20 protein-coding genes are annotated in these 20,796 nt (G+C 56.0%); 14 read left to right on the top strand and 6 right to left on the bottom strand.

The window, feature by feature from the left end:
* Nucleotides 1–2: 2 nt before the first annotated feature.
* Both CQ011_RS06435 and CQ011_RS06430 read left to right on the top strand, forming a co-directional pair.
* Nucleotides 3–338: a TadE family type IV pilus minor pilin gene (locus CQ011_RS06435; protein ID WP_105675742.1), complete on the top strand. Its 336-nt coding sequence runs from the start codon at nucleotides 3–5 to the stop codon at nucleotides 336–338.
* A complete protein-coding gene (locus tag CQ011_RS06430; RefSeq protein ID WP_105675740.1) occupies nucleotides 335–724 on the top strand; it encodes an Rv3654c family TadE-like protein in 390 nt (129 codons plus the stop codon). Before CQ011_RS06435 ends, CQ011_RS06430 begins: the two co-directional genes overlap by 4 nt.
* On the opposite strand, the gene CQ011_RS06425 is transcribed toward CQ011_RS06430, so the two are convergent.
* A complete protein-coding gene (locus CQ011_RS06425) occupies nucleotides 715–3,045 on the bottom strand; it encodes a DEAD/DEAH box helicase (protein WP_105675738.1) in 2,331 nt (776 codons plus the stop codon). The two genes, CQ011_RS06430 and CQ011_RS06425, sit on opposite strands and share 10 nt — an antisense overlap.
* 90 nt (nucleotides 3,046–3,135) lie before the next feature.
* Nucleotides 3,136–3,792: a GNAT family N-acetyltransferase gene (locus CQ011_RS06420; protein ID WP_105675736.1), complete on the bottom strand. Its 657-nt coding sequence runs from the start codon at nucleotides 3,790–3,792 to the stop codon at nucleotides 3,136–3,138.
* A gap of 165 nt (nucleotides 3,793–3,957) precedes the next feature.
* Between CQ011_RS06420 and trhO the strand changes: the two genes are divergently transcribed.
* A complete protein-coding gene (gene trhO, locus CQ011_RS06415; RefSeq protein ID WP_105676155.1) occupies nucleotides 3,958–4,863 on the top strand; it encodes an oxygen-dependent tRNA uridine(34) hydroxylase TrhO in 906 nt (301 codons plus the stop codon).
* 67 nt (nucleotides 4,864–4,930) lie between these two features.
* Here trhO and CQ011_RS06410 read toward each other — a convergent pair whose 3' ends face one another.
* The gene (locus tag CQ011_RS06410; RefSeq protein WP_105675734.1) at nucleotides 4,931–5,503 is read right to left on the bottom strand and encodes a GNAT family N-acetyltransferase; all 573 of its coding nucleotides are present in this window, start codon (nucleotides 5,501–5,503) and stop codon (nucleotides 4,931–4,933) included.
* Nucleotides 5,504–5,577: 74 nt separating this feature from the next.
* On the opposite strand from CQ011_RS06410, the gene CQ011_RS06405 reads away from it, so the two are divergent.
* The 6 genes from CQ011_RS06405 to proC all read left to right on the top strand — a co-directional run bounded on the left by CQ011_RS06405 (nucleotide 5,578) and on the right by proC (nucleotide 13,554).
* Nucleotides 5,578–7,167, top strand: a complete 1,590-nt coding sequence (locus CQ011_RS06405; RefSeq protein WP_105675732.1) for a DUF7059 domain-containing protein — start codon at nucleotides 5,578–5,580, stop codon at nucleotides 7,165–7,167.
* Nucleotides 7,168–7,190: 23 nt separating this feature from the next.
* Nucleotides 7,191–7,841 carry an ArsR/SmtB family transcription factor gene (locus CQ011_RS06400; RefSeq protein WP_105675730.1) on the top strand — a complete coding sequence of 217 codons (651 nt, stop codon included), beginning with the start codon at nucleotides 7,191–7,193 and terminating at the stop codon, nucleotides 7,839–7,841.
* 139 nt (nucleotides 7,842–7,980) lie between these two features.
* Nucleotides 7,981–10,776, top strand: coding sequence for a type I DNA topoisomerase (gene topA / locus CQ011_RS06395; protein ID WP_105675728.1), 2,796 nt, complete (start codon nucleotides 7,981–7,983; stop codon nucleotides 10,774–10,776).
* 29 nt (nucleotides 10,777–10,805) lie between these two features.
* On the top strand, nucleotides 10,806–11,825 hold the full coding sequence (locus tag CQ011_RS06390; RefSeq protein ID WP_105675726.1) for a Ppx/GppA family phosphatase: 1,020 nt from the start codon (nucleotides 10,806–10,808) through the stop codon (nucleotides 11,823–11,825).
* A gap of 54 nt (nucleotides 11,826–11,879) precedes the next feature.
* Entirely contained in the window at nucleotides 11,880–12,707 is an 828-nt protein-coding gene (locus CQ011_RS06385; RefSeq protein WP_105675724.1) for a sugar phosphate isomerase/epimerase family protein, read from the top strand.
* Between the two features lie 4 nt (nucleotides 12,708–12,711).
* The gene (gene proC / locus CQ011_RS06380) at nucleotides 12,712–13,554 is read left to right on the top strand and encodes a pyrroline-5-carboxylate reductase (protein WP_105675722.1); all 843 of its coding nucleotides are present in this window, start codon (nucleotides 12,712–12,714) and stop codon (nucleotides 13,552–13,554) included.
* A gap of 77 nt (nucleotides 13,555–13,631) precedes the next feature.
* On the opposite strand, the gene CQ011_RS06375 is transcribed toward proC, so the two are convergent.
* Together CQ011_RS06375 and CQ011_RS06370 are read right to left on the bottom strand one after the other, a co-directional pair.
* Nucleotides 13,632–14,270: a potassium channel family protein gene (locus tag CQ011_RS06375; RefSeq protein WP_105676153.1), complete on the bottom strand. Its 639-nt coding sequence runs from the start codon at nucleotides 14,268–14,270 to the stop codon at nucleotides 13,632–13,634.
* Nucleotides 14,271–14,295: 25 nt separating this feature from the next.
* Complete coding sequence (locus CQ011_RS06370; RefSeq protein ID WP_105675720.1) at nucleotides 14,296–15,729, bottom strand: TrkH family potassium uptake protein; 1,434 nt, start codon at nucleotides 15,727–15,729, stop codon at nucleotides 14,296–14,298.
* A gap of 240 nt (nucleotides 15,730–15,969) precedes the next feature.
* On the opposite strand from CQ011_RS06370, the gene CQ011_RS06365 reads away from it, so the two are divergent.
* The 5 genes from CQ011_RS06365 (at nucleotide 15,970) to CQ011_RS06345 (ending at nucleotide 19,877) form a co-directional block, all read left to right on the top strand.
* Nucleotides 15,970–17,085: an acetoin utilization protein AcuC gene (locus tag CQ011_RS06365; protein ID WP_105676151.1), complete on the top strand. Its 1,116-nt coding sequence runs from the start codon at nucleotides 15,970–15,972 to the stop codon at nucleotides 17,083–17,085.
* 88 nt (nucleotides 17,086–17,173) lie between these two features.
* Entirely contained in the window at nucleotides 17,174–17,617 is a 444-nt protein-coding gene (locus CQ011_RS06360) for an ArsR/SmtB family transcription factor (protein WP_105675718.1), read from the top strand.
* Between the two features lie 194 nt (nucleotides 17,618–17,811).
* Nucleotides 17,812–19,155, top strand: a complete 1,344-nt coding sequence (gdhA, locus tag CQ011_RS06355) for an NADP-specific glutamate dehydrogenase (protein WP_105675716.1) — start codon at nucleotides 17,812–17,814, stop codon at nucleotides 19,153–19,155.
* A gap of 260 nt (nucleotides 19,156–19,415) precedes the next feature.
* Nucleotides 19,416–19,640: a helix-turn-helix domain-containing protein gene (locus CQ011_RS06350; protein ID WP_096257016.1), complete on the top strand. Its 225-nt coding sequence runs from the start codon at nucleotides 19,416–19,418 to the stop codon at nucleotides 19,638–19,640.
* Between the two features lie 138 nt (nucleotides 19,641–19,778).
* Nucleotides 19,779–19,877, top strand: a complete 99-nt coding sequence (locus CQ011_RS06345) for a 30S ribosomal protein bS22 (RefSeq protein ID WP_005504750.1) — start codon at nucleotides 19,779–19,781, stop codon at nucleotides 19,875–19,877.
* Between the two features lie 86 nt (nucleotides 19,878–19,963).
* Here the strand turns inward: CQ011_RS06345 and CQ011_RS06340 are convergent, their stop codons facing one another.
* Nucleotides 19,964–20,770, bottom strand: a complete 807-nt coding sequence (locus CQ011_RS06340) for an HAD family hydrolase (RefSeq protein ID WP_105675714.1) — start codon at nucleotides 20,768–20,770, stop codon at nucleotides 19,964–19,966.
* Nucleotides 20,771–20,796: the final 26 nt, after the last annotated feature.

The raw sequence follows: 20,796 nt of genomic DNA, 5'->3' as shown, positions 1-20,796 counted from the left end.
CCATGAACCTCAATGATGAGCGAGGCAGTAGTACCGCAGAATTTGCGGTACTACTGCCGGCCGTCGCCGTATTTTTGTCGCTGTTATTGTGTCTCGGGGTGCTGGGTATGAAGCAAATCCAGGTGCAACAGGCCGCTGGCGCCATGGCTAGAGAATTGGCACGCGGTGAGGAAAATTCGGTGGTGCGCTCCAGCGGTGTCAGATTGGCCGGTCACGACGCAACGTATTCGGTGTCCACCGGTGGCGGGTACTCAAATGTTCATGTCACCAAGTCAGTAAGTATCCCGTTGCTTGGAGACGTACTGGTACGAGGCGAGGCAAGCGTGGTGCTGGAATGAGAGGGCAATATATTCTCAAAGACGAGAGCGGCAACGGAACCGTGACTGTTACCGCTCTAGTCGCGGTGGCGATCATTCTGACTTCTGCAATACTGCTTTGGACCGCGGCCACCCACGCCTCGATGCGCGCAGCATCGGCAGCTGATTTGGCTGCCTTAGCAGCCGCAGATACCGCTAGGGGACTGCGCGCCGGAGACCCCTGCGCTATCGCCAGGAGTGTTTCGGCAGAAAATGAAGCGCGGCTCCAGTCCTGCGCGGTGGAAGCCGACGGGACTTCGGTGCGCGTCACCGTGAGCGTTCCGGTGAACTTCACTGCCCTGGATGTGCAGTTATATGATGCCACGGCCCGCGCCCGTGCCGGAGCACCGCCATTAGATCAGCGGTGATGAGCCGGTTCAATATCGCGCAGGACAATATTGAGCAAAAGCACCGCCCCATGCTTGTCCAAAGGGTTATTTCGATTTCCGCATTTTGGCGACTGGACACAGCTGGGGCAACCATGAGCGCATTCACAAGCAGTAATGGCGTCACGAGTCGCCCGGACCCAATCGAGGAATCGTTCGAAACCACGTTCAGCGAATCCAGCGCCGCCAGGCTGCGCGTCATAGACGAAGATCGTGGGGTGACCGGTGTCCATATGCAGTGCGGTGGACACCCCGCCGATATCCCACCTATCGGAGGTAGCTACCAACGGAAGCAATCCGATCATTGCATGTTCAGCCGCATGCAGGGCACCGGGGAACTGATCCACCGTGAGTCCTGCCTGGAGTAAGCGTTGCTCGGTGAGCGTGAACCATATTGACTTTGTGTGAAGCTCGCGGGCTTCTAATTCCAACGGTTCTTCGGAGAGCACTTCATTGGAAGCGACCGATTTACGTTGAAAGGAGACCACCTGCGTGGTAACAGTGACTTCACCAAAAAAGACGTTGAGTTCTTGATGTTTACTGGTGCGTTCCTCGGAGTGCACGGCTACCGTGGTCAGGTCCCGAGCGGTGGTGTAATAGTCCGGGTTTACGCGACTGACGACCACCACATGATTTTGTTCATCGAGTTCTTCCACATGATAGCTGGCGCCTTGATGAACATAGATGGCGCCTGGGTGAGCCTGATAGTGCGTTTGAGGTGAATCCATTGTTCCCAGCAGGACGCCGGAATCAGCGTCGATAATATCGACCGGACCCCCACCATCGGCGCGTATTGAAAACATCGAGGCAGCATGTTGCGGGTGAGTCCAAAACCAACCAGCAGGACGGCGACGAAGGTATCCACGCTGCACCAGCGATTCCAATAATTCTTCGGTCTGTGGGCCAAAAAGTTCTAGCTCTTCGGGACGCAAGGGATGTTCTTGCGCGGCGGCGCAGAGATGCCCGCTGAGTACGTACTTATTTTGCGGATCAAATACCGTCGCTTCGACTCCGAGCTCAAAGATCGCCTCGGGATGATGCACCAGGTAGGTATCTAATGGATCTTCGGCGGCCACAAAAATTGCCAGGGCATCTTGTCCGCTTCGCCCGGCACGTCCAATTTGCTGGAAGAACGAGGCGCGAGTACCAGGCCAACCGGCGACCACCACCGCATCCAATCCAGCGATGTCGATGCCGAGTTCTAAGGCGGAGGTGGAAGTCACCCCAAGTAGTTGACCGGAGCGTAATTGCTTTTCAACTTCGCGTCGCTCGGCGGGTAAGTATCCTGAGCGATAGGCGGCAAGACGCACGCTAAGTTCCGGGGCAAACTTCTCCAGGTGCTTACGTGTTAACGTTGCGATGGTTTCAGCACCACGACGGGACTTGATGAAAACGATGCTTCGCACATGTTCAGCCATCAAATCTGTGAGGATCGAGGCGCTTTCGGCTATGGCCGTACGGCGAACTGGCGCCCCGTTTTCCCCAGTTCTATCGGTCAATGGAGGTTCCCATAGTCCAATGACCAATTCACCTGAAGCCGAGAAATCGTGGGTGACCGCGGTTGTTGGCGCCCCAATAAGCCGGGAAAATGATTGTTCCGGATCCGAGCTGGTGGCGGAGGCTCCGATAAATATCGGGTCGTTTCCGTAGTGAGTGCAGATGCGTCGTAGCCGGCGCATCAGGTTCGCCACATGCGCGCCGAATACGCCCCGATAGGAATGTGCTTCGTCGATGACTACGTAGCGCAGGCGTTTGAAGAATCGTGACCAGGCTTGATGGTTGGACAGGATCCCGCGGTGCAACATGTCCGGATTGGTGAACACGAAATTTGCGTGTTGTCTGACCCAAGCGCGGGTGCCTTGGTCGGTATCGCCGTCGTAGCTGGACGCACGGACCCCGGGCACCGCTAAGGCTTGGACTGAGGCTAATTGGTCTGCAGCTAAAGCCTTGGTGGGGCAGATATACAAGATCGTTCCCTGAGCTGCCGCGTCATTAGCCCCGGTTTCGCGGGTGCGGTACAACAGATCGATGCCGGGCATCAGATAGGCCAGAGATTTGCCTGACGCGGTGCCAGTAGAAATGATCGTGTGGTTTCCAGCATGAATCGATTCTGCCGCTTGCACCTGATGAAGCCAGGGTTGCGCAATGCCAAGACCTTCGAAGGTTTCGCGTACCGAATCGTGGAGCCAAGCCGGCCAAGGCGCGGTGATTTCGTCTTTCGCCGCAACGGTTCTGCGGTGAATCACCGCTTCGGGATCGTTTTGGCGATTAAACGGATCCAACAACGCATGTACTGACTTCACGTATATGGCCTCTCGGAGCAGCGAAGAGTTGTTAAAAGCCTATCGCCGTCGAAAATATTCTCGACGGCGATAGGTGAAAGCGTGTGAAGCTTACGCTTTGAACAGGACAACCTTGCCTAGCGAAGTCCAGCCCAGAGAAGCGTAGAGCTGTTGGCCATCAACGGATGCGATGAGTAGTCCTTCATCAACATCGTGTTCCTGAGCCAGTGAAGCCAGCGCGCGCATAATCAGTGTGCCAAGGCCCTGACGTCGGAAATCCGGTCCGGTGATGATGCGGTCAAAGATTGCGAAACCGTCTACAGCCGAGACATGGCCCGACGCGGCGACAACTTCCTGATTGTCTTCTGGATGAAGAGAGACATAAGCATGGGTTCCGTCGCGTTCAATCTGGAACACAAAGCCATCGGAAGGTAGCGGTACCTCGACGTCGTGTACGGCCAGCTCGGTGACCATGAGTACTTCATCATCTGCAGAGACCTGAAGGCCAACTTCATTGGCCGTGTTCAGCAAGTCGTCAACAGAGTCGTTAAAGGCGGTAAGGCGGCGCTTTGGATGCTTCTTAAGCGTCTCAGCGACTGCTGCTAGCTCTTCCTTAGAAGGCTCATAAATAACGTATTCCCAGTCCCCGGTGGTGTCATGGCGTAGGGCAGCATGGACGCGCCCTTCGTGGCGGATTTCGTATCCGCGGACGCCTGCCCAACCATCGACCCAGGTACCAATCAGTTCATCGCTTGCGTTTGATGCCATGTTTTGACCCTACCTTGTCTTACCTAGGAATTAGCTGACGTTGAGCTAATCGTTGCTTACTTGAAACTATAGTCAATGCTGATAGCCGAGCAACGATCGAAATGAAGAATGTGACTTTCATCTTTTGCTCGGCGTTTTGAGCTAAAAAGCTACTACCCTTATATGGTGTCCATTCATCGCATTGTTTTGTATTACGCTTTTACGCCGCTTCCAGACCCCGAAGCTATCCGTCTATGGCAACGCTCGTTGCTTGAACGCTGGGGCTTGCGCGGACGGATTATCATCTCCAAAGACGGTATCAACGGTACCGTTGGTGGTGAGATTTCTGCTGTCAAAAAGTACGTGAAAGCTACACGTGAGTTGCCTGCTTTTAACAAGATGGATATTAAGTGGTCCGAAGGTTCTGCAGAAGACTTCCCGCGTATCTCCGTTAAGGTTCGCGACGAGATTGTTACCTTCGGCGCGCCGGGCGAGCTTGAGGTAGACGAAAACGGTGTAGTTGGTGGCGGTGTACACCTGCGGCCCGAAGAACTCCACGAACTAGTGGAGACCAAGGAAAAGTCCGGCGAGAAGATTCATTTCTTTGACGGACGAAACGCCTTTGAAGCGCAAATTGGCAAGTTCAAAGATGCCATCGTTCCGGATGTCGAAACGACGCGCGAATTCATGGATGAGCTGGACTCAGGTAAATACGATCATCTGAAGGATCAGCCGATTGTCACCTACTGCACCGGCGGTATCCGCTGTGAGGTGCTTTCCGCATTGATGGTCAAGCGCGGCTTCCAAGAGGTTTACCAGATGCAGGGCGGAATCGTCCGCTATGGCGAGCAATACGGCGACAAGGGTCTGTGGGAAGGATCCTTGTACGTCTTCGACAAACGCATGCACACCGAGTTTTCTGAAGATGCGGTCACCATCGGTGAGTGCGTTGGCTGCCACGGAGCCACGAATAAGTTCGAGAATTGCTCGAACCCTACCTGCCGTAACTTGCGCCTGTTCTGTGAAGACTGCGCCAAGGATGAGGAACTGCGTCGGTGCCCTGACTGCACCGAGGCAGCTATCGAAGCATAAGCATTAGTACAAAGCAGCGAGCGCAATGAATGGATCATTCATTGCGCTCGCTGCTTTTAAACTGCGCTTAGGGATTCGGCCACAAATCTAACGATGCGTCGACCACGAGCGTTTCTTCTTCGAGCGTTTCGTAGACACTAAAGCCGCGTGCCTGATAGTTAGGGATAGCTGCTTCGCCATCTAGTGAACAGGTGTGTAGCCACACCCGGCTCACCGGTGGGAGGGTATTTTCTCGATGAGGAATATCCCACGCTCTGCGGTTGGCTTCACTGAGCAGGATTCCGCCCAGGCCTTTACCAATGGCCTCGGGAAATAGTCCGAAGTAGTAGATCTCAACTTCGCTGTGACCCGCGCGAACCTCCGTGGCCAGCTCCGCGTAGCCTTTGGGTGCGCCATCTTGGTAGAGCACATAGGTTTCCGAACCTGGTTTACGCAAGCTGGCGTCCCAGTCGTTGCGGCTAATACTTAGCCGGTCGGCCCAGTTCAGCTTGCTACCTACACACTGATAGAGGAATCGCGAGAATTCAGGCGTAATCTGCGAGACTTTCTCAATTCGTGCGTTCTCCGGCAACTGTCGGTTACTCGGGCGCATGTGTGCTGGTGCGAGCTGTTGCAAATAGGTGATGGTCACAAGTGGCATACCGAATATCATATGGCGCGGAGCGTTAGGTTGCGCAGTCTTGTAATGCTGGGGGACTCGTTAGACTGAGAGGTGTGAATGCCGCTGATTTTTCTGCCATAGAAGATGCCCCAAATAGTTATGACCTTGTGCTGGTGGAGAAACTCCACGCAGACTTGACCGAGATAAATTTTGGTTTTGATGCCATCACCGAATTGCTTGGTGTCGATGCGGTCGCCGCCTACGGGCGTGACCAGATCCACCCGGCACTTCGTGTCCTTGAAAAGCAGCCGGTGGACAGCGCCTTGGGTTGCGCTATTCGGCTATTCCAGCTGGGGCAAACCGAATCCGCTGGCGCGCTGGTTGAGGCTTTTCCCACGGTGCGTGTTGAGGGGTTGCTGAAGCTGGGGCTGGTTGAGTCTTGGGCTTCGGGATACCGCGCCAAGGTGGCACTGGCGGTACATGCTTCCGATGCCGATGGGCAGATGTGGGTGGCCCACGATCTGGGGTCCCATCAGCGTCCTGGAGTCTTGCGCACCGACCATGTACTTGGAATAGGGCACGCCTCGCGGACGCTCGCGCAGATCACCATCCGTCAGGAAGTGGACCGGGCGCTGGATCTAGGCACTGGCTGCGGAGTGCAGCTATTTCACCTGCTCTCGCATGCCAAACATGTGACGGCAACAGACCTTTCGGCACGTGCATTAGCGTTCACTCGCTTTAACCTGATGCTCAACCACCGTATCCTCAAGCTGGATCCGCAACGCCTCGACGAACGCGTCACGCTGTTGCAAGGAAGTCTCTTCGAACCTGTTGCAGGTCAACGCTTTGACTTGATTGCCAGTAATCCACCCTTCGTAATTACCCCACGTAAAAAGTCGGAACGCGAACAAGATCGATTCACCTATCGTGATGGCGGGATGGCGGGAGACTCGTTGGTCAGCACCCTCATTGCGCAGGCGCCGGCGCACTTGAATCCTGGGGCGCATATGCAAATGCTCTCCAACTGGGAGATTCCTCGCCTAGATGCGGAGTCGAATGAACCTTGGGAGCGCCGAGTCTCCGGATGGTTCGCTGATGACTTGGACGTTTGGGTGATTGAGCGAGAACAGACCACGCCGAGCGTTTACGCGGAAACCTGGCTACGTGATGCCTCACAGAGTGAAGATAGTGCCGCTTACGCTCTGGCATATGACGCCTACCTTGACGACTTTGAATCTCGTCAGGTCGGTGCCATCGGTTTTGGCATGGTGTATTTCCGCCGACCCGCACACGGCGAAGTGACGCTGCGACGCTTTGAACAGATCCCACACCAAATGGAGCAGCCGCTGGCTCCCTCCTTGGATCGGGATATCCAGATGGCTGATGCCCTGCGTGAAGCAGGAGATACTTGGAAGCAATGGCACCTGCTGGTGGCCGATGACATCACCGAGGAACGCCATCAGCGTCCGGGCGCGGAACACCCCGGAGTGATCCTTCTGCGACAGGGCGCAGGTGTGCGCCGAACGGAAATTCTGGACTCGGCGCAGGCCGGTTTCCTATCTGCTTGCGACGGGGAATTGTCTGTAATGCAGCTAGTTGTGGCACTTGATTCATTGATCGGTGAAGGTGATGAATTCTTCGCTGAACGACTGTATGAAGCAATCGCTCGCCTTCTTCGGCATGGAATGCTTCGTAAAATGTGAAACAAAGGCTAAACTTTTTCGTTATGACACGGAACACAGTCGAAGATAATGGTGCGCAACGCGCCGATGCGGAATCTCAAGGCCCACAAGTTGTCTCGATCACCGACCCGCAGGCTATTCGCGCGCTGGCCCATGATGCTCGACTGATCGTACTTGACGAGCTCTTCGCCTCACAAACCACGCGTACCGCCACCGAGCTGGCATCGATGTGCTCATTGACGCCTAGCGCCATGAGTTATCACTTGCGAGCCTTAGAAAAATACGGATATGTAGCGCGTGCAGCCAGCGAGGGAGACGCGCGCGAACGTCGCTGGCGCGCCGCCGGTGAACGTTTGGAACTAAACACTCAAATCGATTCAACGAATGCGAAGACCGCCTATCTTAACGTGCAATTAAACGCGTTCCGTACGCGGCTCAACGCAGAAGTTGAACGCAGGGAGGCTGAAGCCAAGGCAGGAATCATGCCAGCGGCGGACCGTCCACCCATGCTGACTAGTGGTTTAGTGTTCCTTCCTGAGGCTAAGCAAAAGGAGTTTAACCGGCGCTTATTGGAGCTCGTTTACGAGTATGAGGCAATGGCCACGGCCGAAGAACGCAACATCGACTCAAAGCGTATGTTCTACTTAATCTCATTACTACCCGAGTACCAGCACCTGGGTAGTGAGGTGAGCTAGAGAAAAGTTGGTCAGTTCTTCGGTGTAAGATCATCGGGAATTGTGACTGTCATCTGGTCGCAATCAATGGTGCTGCGATTGCCGCCCGGGAGCAACCTAGAGGGGAGCTCTCGGAACCGCGTTGTATAAAAGGAGAGCTGTGCCCGCAAAGGCCAAGGAAAAGACCGGTAAGAAACTCGTCATCGTGGAGTCTCCTGCCAAGGTAAAGTCGATCGCCAAGTATTTGGGCGAGGGCTTCGACGTGGACGCTTCGGTGGGCCACATCCGTGACCTTCCGCAGCCCTCCGAGTTACCGACCGAGTTAAAAAAGACCTCGGTAGGTAAATTCGCGGTCGACCTCGATAACGACTTCGAACCGTATTACATGGTGTATCCGGATAAGAAGAAGCGCGTTGCCGAGTTGAAGGCAAAGCTGAAAGACGCCGACGAACTTTATCTCGCAACAGATGCGGACCGCGAGGGCGAAGCCATCGCGTGGCACCTGCTTCAGGTGCTTAAGCCTAAAGTTCCGGTACGCCGTCTGGCCTTCACCGAAATCACCAAGGAAGGCATTGAGCGCGCCTTGGGCTCAATGCGCGAGCTGGATACCGACCTGGTTGACGCGCAGGAAACCCGCCGTGTCCTAGACCGCCTCTACGGTTACGAAATCTCTCCGGTCCTCTGGCGCAAAATTGCCCGCGGTTTGTCCGCCGGCCGTGTGCAGTCCGTGGCCACCCGCCTGGTCGTGGAGCGCGAACGCGAACGTATGGCGTTCATCTCTGCCGGGTACTGGGACATCAAGGGCAACTTCGCCACCAGCGGTTCGGAATCCTTTGCTGCGAAACTTTCTGCAGTGGATGGCAAGCGCGTGGCTTCGGGACGTGACTATGATGACCGCGGTCAGCTGAAGTCCACCAAGAACCCGCTGGCGGCACTGAATCAGGAAGCGGCCGAGTCCTTGGTTGCTAACCTGGCTAACTCCGACTTTGCCGTCACCTCGGTGGAAGACAAGCCTTACACCCGTCGTCCGGCTGCTCCATTCACCACCTCCACCTTGCAGCAGGAAGCCAGCCGCAAGTTACGCTGGAGCTCAAAGCTGACCATGCAGATCGCTCAGCGTCTGTACGAAAATGGTTACATCACCTACATGCGTACCGACTCGGTCTTCCTGTCCAACGAAGCCGTGCGTGCCGCCCGTGCACAGGCCACCGAGCTTTACGGGGCAGACTCGATTCCGTCCAGCCCGCGCGTGTACAAGGGGAAATCCGATTCCGCGCAGGAAGCCCACGAGGCAGTTCGTCCGGCCGGTGACATGTTCCGCCGTCCAAAGGATGTGCGCTCACAGCTTTCCAAGGATGAATACGTCTTGTATGAGCTGATCTGGAAGCGCACCGTCGCCTCCCAGATGGCTGACGCCAAGGGTTTCACCGCCACGATCAAACTTTCCGGTACCGCCAGCGATAGCCGCGTTGCCGAGTTCTCCGCCTCGGGCACCGTGATCACATTCCGTGGTTTCCTTTCGGCTTACGAAGAGGGCAAGGACAGCGAAAGCGATGCGGCAGAAAAGGCCGAGAACGCCGAAGCGCGCCTGCCACAGCTCACCGTGGGACAGACACTGACCGGGGACGAACTAATCGCTCTGGGCCACGAAACCACTCCACCGGCCCGGTACACCGAAGCGTCTATCGTCGCTGAGCTCGAAAAGCGTGAAATCGGCCGTCCGTCGACCTACGCGCCAACCATCTCCACCATCATGGATCGCGGTTACGTGACTAAGCGTGGTGGCGCCCTGGTGCCAAGCTGGATCGCGTTCTCCGTGATTCGACTGCTCGAAGAGCACTTCGCGAAGTACGTGGACTATGACTTCACCGCGCGCCTAGAAGATGACCTGGACGAAATCGCCCACGGCAACCGGGCACGCACCGACTGGCTGAACATGTTCTACTTCGGCGGCAAGGGCGAAACTCGCCCCGAAGGTCTGAAATACGTGGTGGACAACTTGGGCGATATTGATGCCCGAGCTATCAACTCGATCAAGATCACCGACGACATCACCTTGCGTGTGGGCAAGTTCGGCCCGTACCTCGAGCGCGCCATCCCGGAAGGCGCCGAAGAAGGCACCGATCCGCAGCGCGCCAACGTTCCCGAGGAACTGGCACCGGATGAGCTGACCGCGGCGAAGGCCGAAGAACTATTCGCCACCGCCCAGGTATCCGAGCGTGAGCTGGGAATCGAAGAGGCCACCGGACGAAAGATTGTGGCCAAGGATGGCCGTTACGGTGCCTACGTCACCGAGATCATCCCGGAAATGACTGAAGAAGAAATCGCCGCGCAGCCGGTGGAATACTACAAGAACGGCAAGCCAAAGCCGCCTAAGAAGCCGGTGAAGGTCAAGCCACGCACCGCGTCACTGTTCAAATCCATGACCGTGGAAACGGTCACCTTGGATGAGGCGCTGAAGTTGATGAGTCTGCCACGCGTGGTGGGTGCTGATGCCGAGGGCGAAGAGATCACGGTGCAGAACGGCCGCTTTGGTCCATACCTGAAAAAGGGTAGCGATTCGCGTTCTATCGAGAGCGAAGAGCAGATCTTCAGCATTACCTTGGACGAAGCACTGGCTATTTATGCACAGCCTAAGCAGCGTGGAGCTCGCGCCGCGGTGCCGCCATTGGCAGAATTTGGTGTTGACCCAACCAGTGAGAAGAACATTGTGGTCAAGGACGGCCGTTTTGGTCCGTACATCACCGATGGCATCACCAACATCACGGTGCCTCGTGCCACCTCTTTGGAGGAGCTCACACGCGAACAAGCCATTGAAATGTTGGCAGATAAGCGTGCTCGCGGTCCGGTGAAACGAACCGCAAAGACGGCTACTGCAAAGAAGCCTGCTGCTAAGAAGGCTCCGGCTAAAAAGGCTCCCGCCAAAAAAGCCACCGCAAAAAAGAGTGAAAAGTAGACCTTGTCTGCTGAGTTGAGGAGCGCATCATGAGGCTTGGCGTGTTGGACATTGGTTCAAATACGGTCCACCTATTGCTGGTGGATGCTTATCCGGGTGCCCGGCCGGTATCTTATGCCTCGCATAAGCGCCCGTTGTCCTTGGTGCGTTACCTCAACGAATACGGTGCAATCACCGAAGAAGGCCAGCAAGAGCTGATCGCCTTCATTAAGGAAGCCGCCGAATTCGCGCAGAGCCACCGTGTCGAAGACTTTATGGGCTTCTGCACCTCGGCTATTCGTGAGTCATCCAACGGCGCGGCGGTACTTGAGCGAGTCACCGCCGAAACCGGGGTGAGCCTGATGGAGCTTTCTGGTGAGGAAGAAGCCGGAATGACCTTCTATTCGGTGCGCCGCTGGTTTGGTTGGTCTTCGGAATCGATCCTGAACTTGGATATGGGCGGCGGTTCGCTGGAACTCGCCGTGGGCACCGATGAGTTCCCACAGGTCGCCTTCTCGGTGCCGCTGGGAGCGGGGCGGCTGACCCGCGAATGGTTACCCAACGACTTACCTTCGATCAAGGAAGTCAAGGAGCTACGCACCTACGTTCGTGATGTGCTCACCGATCCCACCACCGAACTGCGCCAATACGGCAAGCCCACATTGGCTACGGCTACGTCAAAAACTTTCAGGTCATTATCGCGAATTACCGGGGCCGCCCCCAGTGGGGAAGGACCTTACGTAAAACGCGTCTTGCACCGTGACTCACTGAAACTCTGGGCCAACCGATTGACCGCGATGAGCTGGGAAGAACGTGCCGAGCTGCCCGGGGTCTCGGAAATTCGTGCACCGCAACTGCTTGCTGGAGCTATCGTGGCCCACGAAGCGATGAGCGCACTTAAACTGAAAAGTGTCCGAATCTGTCCTTGGGCATTGCGTGAAGGTTTAATGCTGCGACGATTTGATCACGTGATGTTTGACTCTTCGACACCGCTCAGTAGTAGCGTGGGGGTAGGAGAGGTTGCGTTAGGCTCACTCAAGACCGTCAGTCTGAGTGAACCTTCGGCTTAATACTTCATTGGGAGATACGCCGGCAAGCGACGGCGCGGCGAGGAGGGGTCGAAAATGCAAGACCAACAACGGGTGCCTCGGATACCGGTGACACTGTCCAGTGCCTCGGTTTATCCGCTCACCGTCCATGATGCCTTCGCGATGGCCAAGGACGTGGGTTACGACGGGCTAGAGGTATTGATTACCGGTAACCAAGCGAGCCAGTCCGCCACCGCACTGATGGCCCTCATGGATAAGTACCAGTTGCCAATTATGGCGATTCACGCACCCACATTGCTACTCACCCAGCAGGTCTGGGGTTCAGCCTGGGCGAAGATTGAACGCTCGGTCATTCTGGCACAGGCGGTCGGAGCTAACGTGGTTGTCGCACACCCGCCATTTCGTTGGCAGGGTGCCTACGCGGAGAGCTTCGTTGAGGGCGTGCGTCGCATCACCGCATCGACGGGGATGAAGATTGCCGTGGAGAACATGTACCCATGGCGTAGCCGGGGACGCGAATCCTCCAAGATGTACCTGCCACACTGGAACCCGGTTCCGGAAGACTACAAGCATGTCACCTGGGACTTCTCCCATGCGGCTATCGCCAATATGGACTCGCGCCAAGCGCTTGAGGACCTAGGCGACAGATTGACTCATCTCCACCTTTGTGATGGGTTGGATAATGGCAAGGACGAACACTTGGTGCCTGGATTAGGCACCCAGCCGGTGGCCGAATCACTGAACTTCTTGCGAGATTCACAGTGGGAAGGCGTGGTTGCGGTGGAAGTATCCACACGCAAGGCCAAAAATGCTGGACAAAAGGAAGAATGGCTGGGGCGCACACTAGAATTTGCGCGCGAGCATCTGACAATTAATCAAGACTCTGAACGGGTGACAAAATAACTATATGAGCGAAGCGACAAATCATCTCAAGCTTGCATTTTTAGGTACCGGCTCCATGAACGGCGCGATCCTCCGCGGAATTCTGGGCGCCGGGCACGACCCGAAAAACATTACTGCCACCCTGCGCAGCGATACTCGCGCCGCAGAATTACGCGAGCTAGGCATCAACGTGCTGATCGGTAATGAAGACCCAGAAGCCAACAAGTTGGCTGCGGCCGCCGCAGATGTTGTGTTCCTCGGTGTGAAACCGGTAGGCATTACCGCGCTGTGTGATGAGATTTCTTCGGCATTAAACGATTCAACCGTCGTGGTTTCGGTGGCTGCTGCCATCACCTTGAAGACCATGCAAGAACACCTTCCTACCGGTCAACCGGTAGTGCGTTCCATGCCAAACACGCCCTTGATGGTTGGTGCTGGTGTGGTCGGACTGAGTGCAGGCGCGGCGGTTAGCGAGCAGCAAATTGAATTAGTTGCTGAACTATTCTCCGGTTCCGGCGACGTGCATGTGATCGATGAATCGCAGCAAAACGCACTGTCGGCTATTTCTGGTTCCGGTCCGGCCTACGGTTTCTACCTAGCCGAAGCGATGGCCAACGCGGGTATCGCCATGGGACTTGATGAAAAGCTCGCCACCGATTTGGCCCGTGCCACCGTGGCTGGTGCCGGAAAGATGCTCGCGGATCCGGAAGCAAACCCGGCACAGATGCGCCGTGCGGTGACCAGCCCGAAGGGCACCACCGAACAGGCAATTCTGACCTTTGATGAGCAAGGAATCCCGGCAATCATTGAAGCCGGCGCCAAGGCTGCAGCGGCCCGTGCCGCGGCCTTGAGCGATGAACTGAGCTAACAGCTGAAGCGTTAAGTACCGATGGCGTCAGAGCCCCCGCAAGGGGGCGCTGACGCCATCGGTGTATCTGCCAAGCTTTAGGGGCGAGCAGCGAAGCGTTCAAGTAGGTCTACATGCCCGGAGACGATTAGCACGTCGCGGCGGGTGACCATGGTATTTGGTACCGCGTAGGTGAAATCTTCGCCGGGGGACTTTACCCCAACGATGGTGACCCCATACTTGGAGCGCACCTGAGACTCGGCCAGCGTGAATCCCTGGGTTTCCTTGGGTGGATACATCTTCACGATCGCGAAACCGTCATCAAATTCAATGAAGTCCAGCATTCGGCCACCAACCAAGTGGGCGGCACGAACTCCGGCGTCAGCCTCGGGATAAATCACATGGTTTGCGCCGATGCGAGTGAGGATCTTGCCGTGGGAGGGAGTAATCGCCTTCACCCACAGGTGTTCAATGCCTAAATCGACAAGGTTCACCGTAATCAGCACGGAGGACTCAATCGAGGTACCCACACCGACCACCGCGGAACCAAACTCTTGAGCGCCAAGCTGGCGCAAGGCATCGATGTTGGTCGCGTCGGCCGCGACCACGTGAGTGAGCGTGCTGGCCCACTGCTGAACGAGTTCGGGGCTACGCTCGATGGCCAACACCTCGCGGCCCTGCTTCACTAAGGTCTCCGCAACCGAGGCGCCAAAGCGTCCCAGACCAATGACGAGCACCGGTGCGTTGTGCTCAATGTTTTTCTCAGCCAATGATCGGCCTTTCTTCGGGGAGGCTATACAGCGTATCGCGATGACGCATGGTCAAGGCGCTGGCTAGGGTAATACTTCCGATACGTCCGGCAAACATCAATGCGCTGAGCACATATTTACCGGCCGGGGGCATCTCCGCGGAAACGCCCATGCTCAGCCCCACGGTACCGAACGCGGAGATCGCTTCGAACAGTGCCCGGGAGAACCCGACCTGCTCATCGATGGCTAGTAGCAACCCGGTGGCCACCATGACTAAGGTGGCGCCCATGGCTACTACCGACACGGCCACGCGCATGGTGCCCTCGGGAATACGCCGGCCAAAGGCCTTGGCGTCACGTTCACCGCGAACCTCGGCCATGATGGCTAAGAACATCACCGCAATGGTGGTGACCTTGATGCCGCCGGCGGTAGACGCCGAGCCGCCACCAGCAAACATCAGCGCGTCAGTGACCAATACGGTCACTTGCCCAATGTCATTTTGATCCACCAGGTTAAACCCGCCAGAGCGGGTCATCACCGAGGCAAACACGCCGTGGATGAATTTGTCTCCGGAATTCAGCGAACCAATGGTCCGTGGATTGTTCCACTCGACCAGCAGCCACAACGCGGTGCCGGCTACCAGCAAGATGAGCGTCACCAGCAAGGTCAGTTTGGTGTGCAGATTCCATTTTTTGACGTTGAAACGGTGTGCCAGTAACACCATGATGACCGGGAAGCCCAAGGATCCTAAGAACACGCCAAACATTAGCGGGCCTAAGATCCACAGGTCGGTCTCGTAAGGAACTAACCCGTCGGAGTGCGGGGTGAAGCCTGCGTTGTTAAACGCGGAGACCGCGTAAAACACTCCGTGCCAAATCGCGGAGAGAAAGTCTTCGCCCAACACAATAAAGCGAGGAATGAGTAATGCCGCAATCAGCGCCTGCAGGCTCACCGCCGTGAGGATCACAATGCGCAGCAGGGAACCGACCTCACCTAAGGCGGAGGCTGCGGTGGTATTCATGGAGTTCTGCGCCATGAGCTTGCCACGCACGCCGAGCTTCCGAGAGACCGCTAAAGAAAAAATAGAAGCGAGGGTCAAAATTCCCAGGCCGCCCATGAAAGTGCCGATGAGCATCACCAATTGTCCGGTAAAGGACCAGTGCACCGCAGTTGAGACCGTAGTCAGTCCGGTCACACAGACCGCCGAGACCGCGGTAAACAAGGCGTCATGCAACGGCGTGGGCTCTCCACTAGCCGAGGAGAAGGGAGCGGCGAGCAGCGAGGTGAACAGCGTGATGGCAACCAGGAACGCGCCCAAGGCTAAACGAGCGGGGGAGCGGACGGTGAAATCGGCGATGCGTACCCGCAACGCCAGCCACTGTTTGCGGCGTTTGCCGCGCGACTCAGCCGCCCTTGCCGGGGAACTCGGTTCGCTGTGGGTGCTCATCGCGTTAAATCGCCATTTCGTGGTGTGGACTGTTCTCCTTGTAATTTACGCGGTCAAAGCACAATGCGCTCGTCTAAGCGCCCCGAAACACGAGCAAAATGCCCAGAAGGCCATAAACGGGTTAGTTGAATCACAATCAGGTAGCCTACAAAGGTGTTAGAACCTCAACATGCGCCACAACCCACGCTCGTGCTCTGGGATGAGCAATACCTGAAATATAAGTTCAGTGACTATCATCCAATGCACCCATCGCGGCTAGAGCTGACCCATCGGCTCAGCGAAGCCCTCGACGTTTATGCCTCTTCCAACGTGAGCCTGAGCGCTCCGGAGGTGGCAGAGGAACAAATCCTTTTGACGGTGCATGACCAGGACTATCTGGATCAGGTCAAAGCGGTCAGCGAGGACCCCAGCCTGCAAGCCGTGGACTTTGGTTTAGGAACCGAAGACGACCCGGTATTTGCCGGCATGTATGAAGCAGCCGCGCGCATTGTCGGAGGTTCGGTGATCGCGGCTGACGCCATCATGGATCAGTCAACTGTTCGCGCGGTGAACTTTGCCGGCGGTATGCATCATGCCAAACGCAACAAGGCCAGTGGGTTCTGCATCTTTAATGATGCGGCCGCAGCCATTCACCGGATGCTTGAACGTGGTGCCAAACGCGTGTGTTACATCGACGTGGATGCGCACCATGGTGATGGCACCGAATCAATCTTCTGGGATGACGAGCGGGTTCTGACAATCTCCATTCACGAATCCGGACTCTCGCTTTTTCCCGGCACCGGGTTCGCCAACGAAATTGGCGGTCCACGTGCCGAGGGTAGCGCGGTCAATATTGCCTTGCCGGCGATGACCGGGGATGCCGGCTGGATGCGAGCATTCCACGCGGTTGTCCCGCAGCTGGTCCGCGCATTTGATCCGGAAATTATCGTCTCCCAGCATGGTTGTGATGCACACCGTGATGATGAGATGACCAACCTGAAACTTTCCGTAGACGCCCAACGCCAAGTTGCCTTAGATATTGCGCAACTGGCCGATGAGGTGTGCGAGGGACGCTGGCTTGCCACCGGGGGCGGGGGATATAACGTCACCGCGGTGGTGCCACGAACGTGGACACATCTGACCGCCATCGCCGCCGGAAAACCAGTACCGCTGAGAACATATGTGCCCGAGCAGTTCCGTCGCTACGTCCTTGAAACTTACGGGCGAGCAATGCCATACCTAATGGGGGATGACGCACAATTATGGTGGCGAAATTGGGAGGTCGGCTATGACCCAGCAGATCCGGTGGACCGTACGATTATTGCCACGCGTAAAGAAGTCTTTCCTCTCTATGGTCTAGACCCCTGGTTTGACTAAGATTATTGTTCTTCTGTGATCAATCTGAAGCCTTGACCGTGGTGGGAAATCCGCTGCTGTCAGGGCGTATGCCGTTAGGGTTATGTCTGTGGCTATTGATGAAGTGTTTTCTGCGTTGGCAGAACCAACCCGACGTAAGATCATCGAAGCGCTGAAGGCCGAACCCATGGCCGTCGGCGCACTGGTGACACAACTGGAGATTTCGCAACCGACCGTCTCCAAACACCTCAAGGTTTTGCGCGAAGCAAATCTGGTGACCATGAACGCCCAAGGACAGCGACGCATTTATAGCGTGCAGTGCGAAGCCGTTGAAACTTTGGTCACGTGGTGTGCCGAGATCCTGCCAGCCTTAGAACCGGTCCCCGAGTTGGTGTCCGTGGATCTGGACTTGGTACAGGATCCGCAGGACGCCAATGCACTTCCGGCTGCCGCTCATCAGCTTGGCCGCAGTGTAGGGCGCGGCTTGGAACAAGTCACGGGCAGAGCTCAAGAGATCTTGGAGCGTTTCCCTCGTTTTGGCCGTCGTCGATAACCCTCTGACCTCGGTAAAGACTGTCTAAATCCCTCTTCTACGGGACTTTTACGTTACGTACAAGTAAGCGTTTTATAACAGAAAATTTTCGCTAAGAATGTCAGACATGGCATTCTCTTGCGTGGGGCAGTGTTGCCGGGCCGGTGGTCTTTTGTGCGCCCCTGCTGCCTGCCCCAAGTGATGAGGAGAGAAACTTGGACAAGCAACTAGCGAATATTCGCGACGAAGTCTTCCGCCGTAACCCCGGTGAGGCAGAATTCCATCAGGCAGTGACCGAAGTCTTCGAGAGCCTCGAAGCTGTGTCAATTAAGCACCCTGAATACGCAGAGGCTGCTATTCTTCAGCGCCTGTGTGAGCCAGAACGCCAGATCATTTTCCGCGTTCCTTGGGTAGACGACGCTGGTCGTGTCCAGATTAACCGCGGTTTCCGTGTTGAGTTCAACTCTGCTCTGGGCCCATACAAGGGCGGATTGCGTTTCCACCCTTCGGTGTACCTGGGTATCGTCAAATTCCTTGGTTTTGAGCAGATTTTCAAGAACTCCCTGACCGGTATGCCTATTGGTGGCGGCAAGGGCGGTTCTGACTTTGATCCACGCGGTAAGTCCGATGGCGAAGTAATGCGCTTCTGCCAGTCGTTCATGACCGAGTTGTACCGCCACATTGGCGAGTACACCGACGTTCCCGCCGGTGACATTGGTGTCGGCGGTCGAGAAATCGGTTATCTCTTCGGACAGTACAAGCGCATCACCAACCGTTACGAGTCTGGTGTGCTCACCGGTAAGGGCTTGAGCTGGGGCGGTTCCCTGGTTCGTCCCGAGGCAACGGGCTATGGTGCGGTGATCTTCACCAACGAGATGCTCAAGACTCGCGGCATGAGCTTTGACGGTCAGCGTGTGGTTGTTTCGGGCTCGGGTAACGTAGCGCTGCACGCCATCGAGAAGGCTCAGAATCTAGGCGCCAAGGTTGTCACAGCCTCGGACTCCGCCGGATTTATCGTTGACGAAAATGGTATCGACCTTGAGCTGCTGCGTCAGATCAAGGAAGTAGAGCGTGGACGCATCAGCGAATATGCCGAACGCCGTGGAAGCAAGAAGGTCTCCTACGTAGCCGACGGCAACGTGTGGGATGTTCAGGGTGCTGTGGCATTGCCATGTGCCACACAGAATGAACTTGGTGTCGCTTCGGCCAAGAAGATGATTGCCGCTGGCACCATCGCCGTGGCCGAAGGCGCGAACATGCCAACTACGGCAGAAGCTACCTCGGTCTTCCAAGACGCGGGCATCCTCTTTGGCCCGGGCAAGGCCGCTAACGCCGGTGGCGTGGCGACGTCTGCGCTGGAAATGCAGCAGAACGCTAGCCGTGACTCGTGGACTTTCGAGCACACCGAACGCCGCTTGACTGAAATCATGGTGGGCATTCACGAACGCTGTGCAACCACCGCTGACGAGTATGGCGTACCAGGAAACTACGTGGCTGGCGCCAATATCGCCGGTTTTGTGAAGGTTGCTGACGCAATGCTGGCCCAGGGTCTTATCTAAGCTCTTTGGTTAAAAAGTACTTTTGGACACCTGCTCTCCCACTTTTTTGGTGGCAGACGGGTGTCCAAAGCACTTTAAATGTCACAATCGAGATCTAAGCGTGGTTCTGGTGTGTTCCGTGATGCAAAAGTTACGTAAGTACGACTAGACTGGAACCGAGCGAACGTGAATATGATTGCAGATGTTGATCCCAAGTCGTATTTGTTCACGCGAGCAAAATACACGACGAATCAGAGATCAGCGTCAGGAGAATTTCCCCTATGGCGGATAAACAGAATTTTGCAGGAGCCCGTTTCATGACGGTCGCCGAAGTGGCCGAAATGATGCGTGTTTCCAAAATGACGGTTTATCGCTTGATTCACGCAGGCGACCTGCCTGCTGTTCAATTCGGTCGCTCCTATCGTGTTCCTGAAAACGCAGTGGAAGCATACCTGCAAGCTGCGGCGATTGATCCGCAGCGCGGAACAGGTTCCCTCGGTCGATAGCCGCGCGATGGTCAGAGCATGACCGAAAAGCGGGTAATCTGTTAAGGAACGTTTAACGTCCGGTCAACCTTGTAGCTTAGAATAATTTTAAGGCCTACATTTTGGTTGACATATTTAATTAGTTTGTGAGGAACCACTATGGGCTCTGTTATCAAGAAGCGCCGCAAGCGTATGTCGAAGAAGAAGCACCGCAAATTGCTTCGTAAAACTCGTCACCAGCGTCGTAATAAGAAGTAAATCTGCTTCAAGCAGCTTTGCCTCTTGGCAATTATCGCCACCGTATCAAGGTTTGACCTTGACGGTGGCGATTGCTTTTTCCCGAACTATCGGCCGCGTCGAGCGAGCAATGACCGCCTAGCGGCCCACAATGCGCCGAGAACCCCTACAAGACGCAAGCTGATCCGTGCTGCACGCTGGCCGGTGCGGAAGTCGTAGACCTGCCAACCACGGCGTTTGGCGTAGGCACGAAGCCGGGCATCGGGATTGATCGCCACTGGGTGGCCTACGGCCTCTAAGAGCGGCACATCGTTATAGGAATCGGAGTAAGCCCACGATTTCGAAAGCTTAATCCCGCGTTCTTTAGCTAGCAAACGAATAGCTTGTGCTTTCTCAGCTGCATGCAGGATGGGGGTAGCCAGCGCACCGGTGTATTTTCCGTCCTTGCGCTCTACTACGGTCCCCAATGCACCGGTTAACGTCAGCCTTTCGGATATGACGTTCGCTACTTCCAAGGGGGTTGCCGTCACCAGCCACACCTCACGCCCAACGGCTAAATGCTGGTGCGCAATCGAGACGGTACCTTTCCAAAGTTTTGGTTCAATGTACTCGTCATAGATTTCTTGGCCAATTTGGGCCATCTCGGCCACGGAAATACCCTTGGCCATGAGTAATGCGCGGTCACGAATCTGATGGATGTCGCCAATATGCTCGCCGCGCGCGGCAAAACGTAACTGTTTGAGCGCAAACCATAGGATTTCGCGAAACTGAAAGAACCGGCGCTGATGCATTTTTCGGGCCAGCAAATATAAGGTGGCACCGCGCACCATGGTGTTATCCACGTCGAAGAAGGCGGCAACGACATCATGTGGCGTCGTGGTGGGCTGCTCGCTGAGGTGCTCTGATGACTGCATTTGATTCAGTTTATTTCATTCTCGAC

The organism is Arthrobacter sp. MYb213 (genome assembly GCF_002979915.1).
Classification (GTDB): domain Bacteria; phylum Actinomycetota; class Actinomycetes; order Actinomycetales; family Micrococcaceae; genus Glutamicibacter.
Note: the sequence above shows the minus strand (reverse complement) of the source record. Positions and strands in the feature narration are given on the sequence as shown.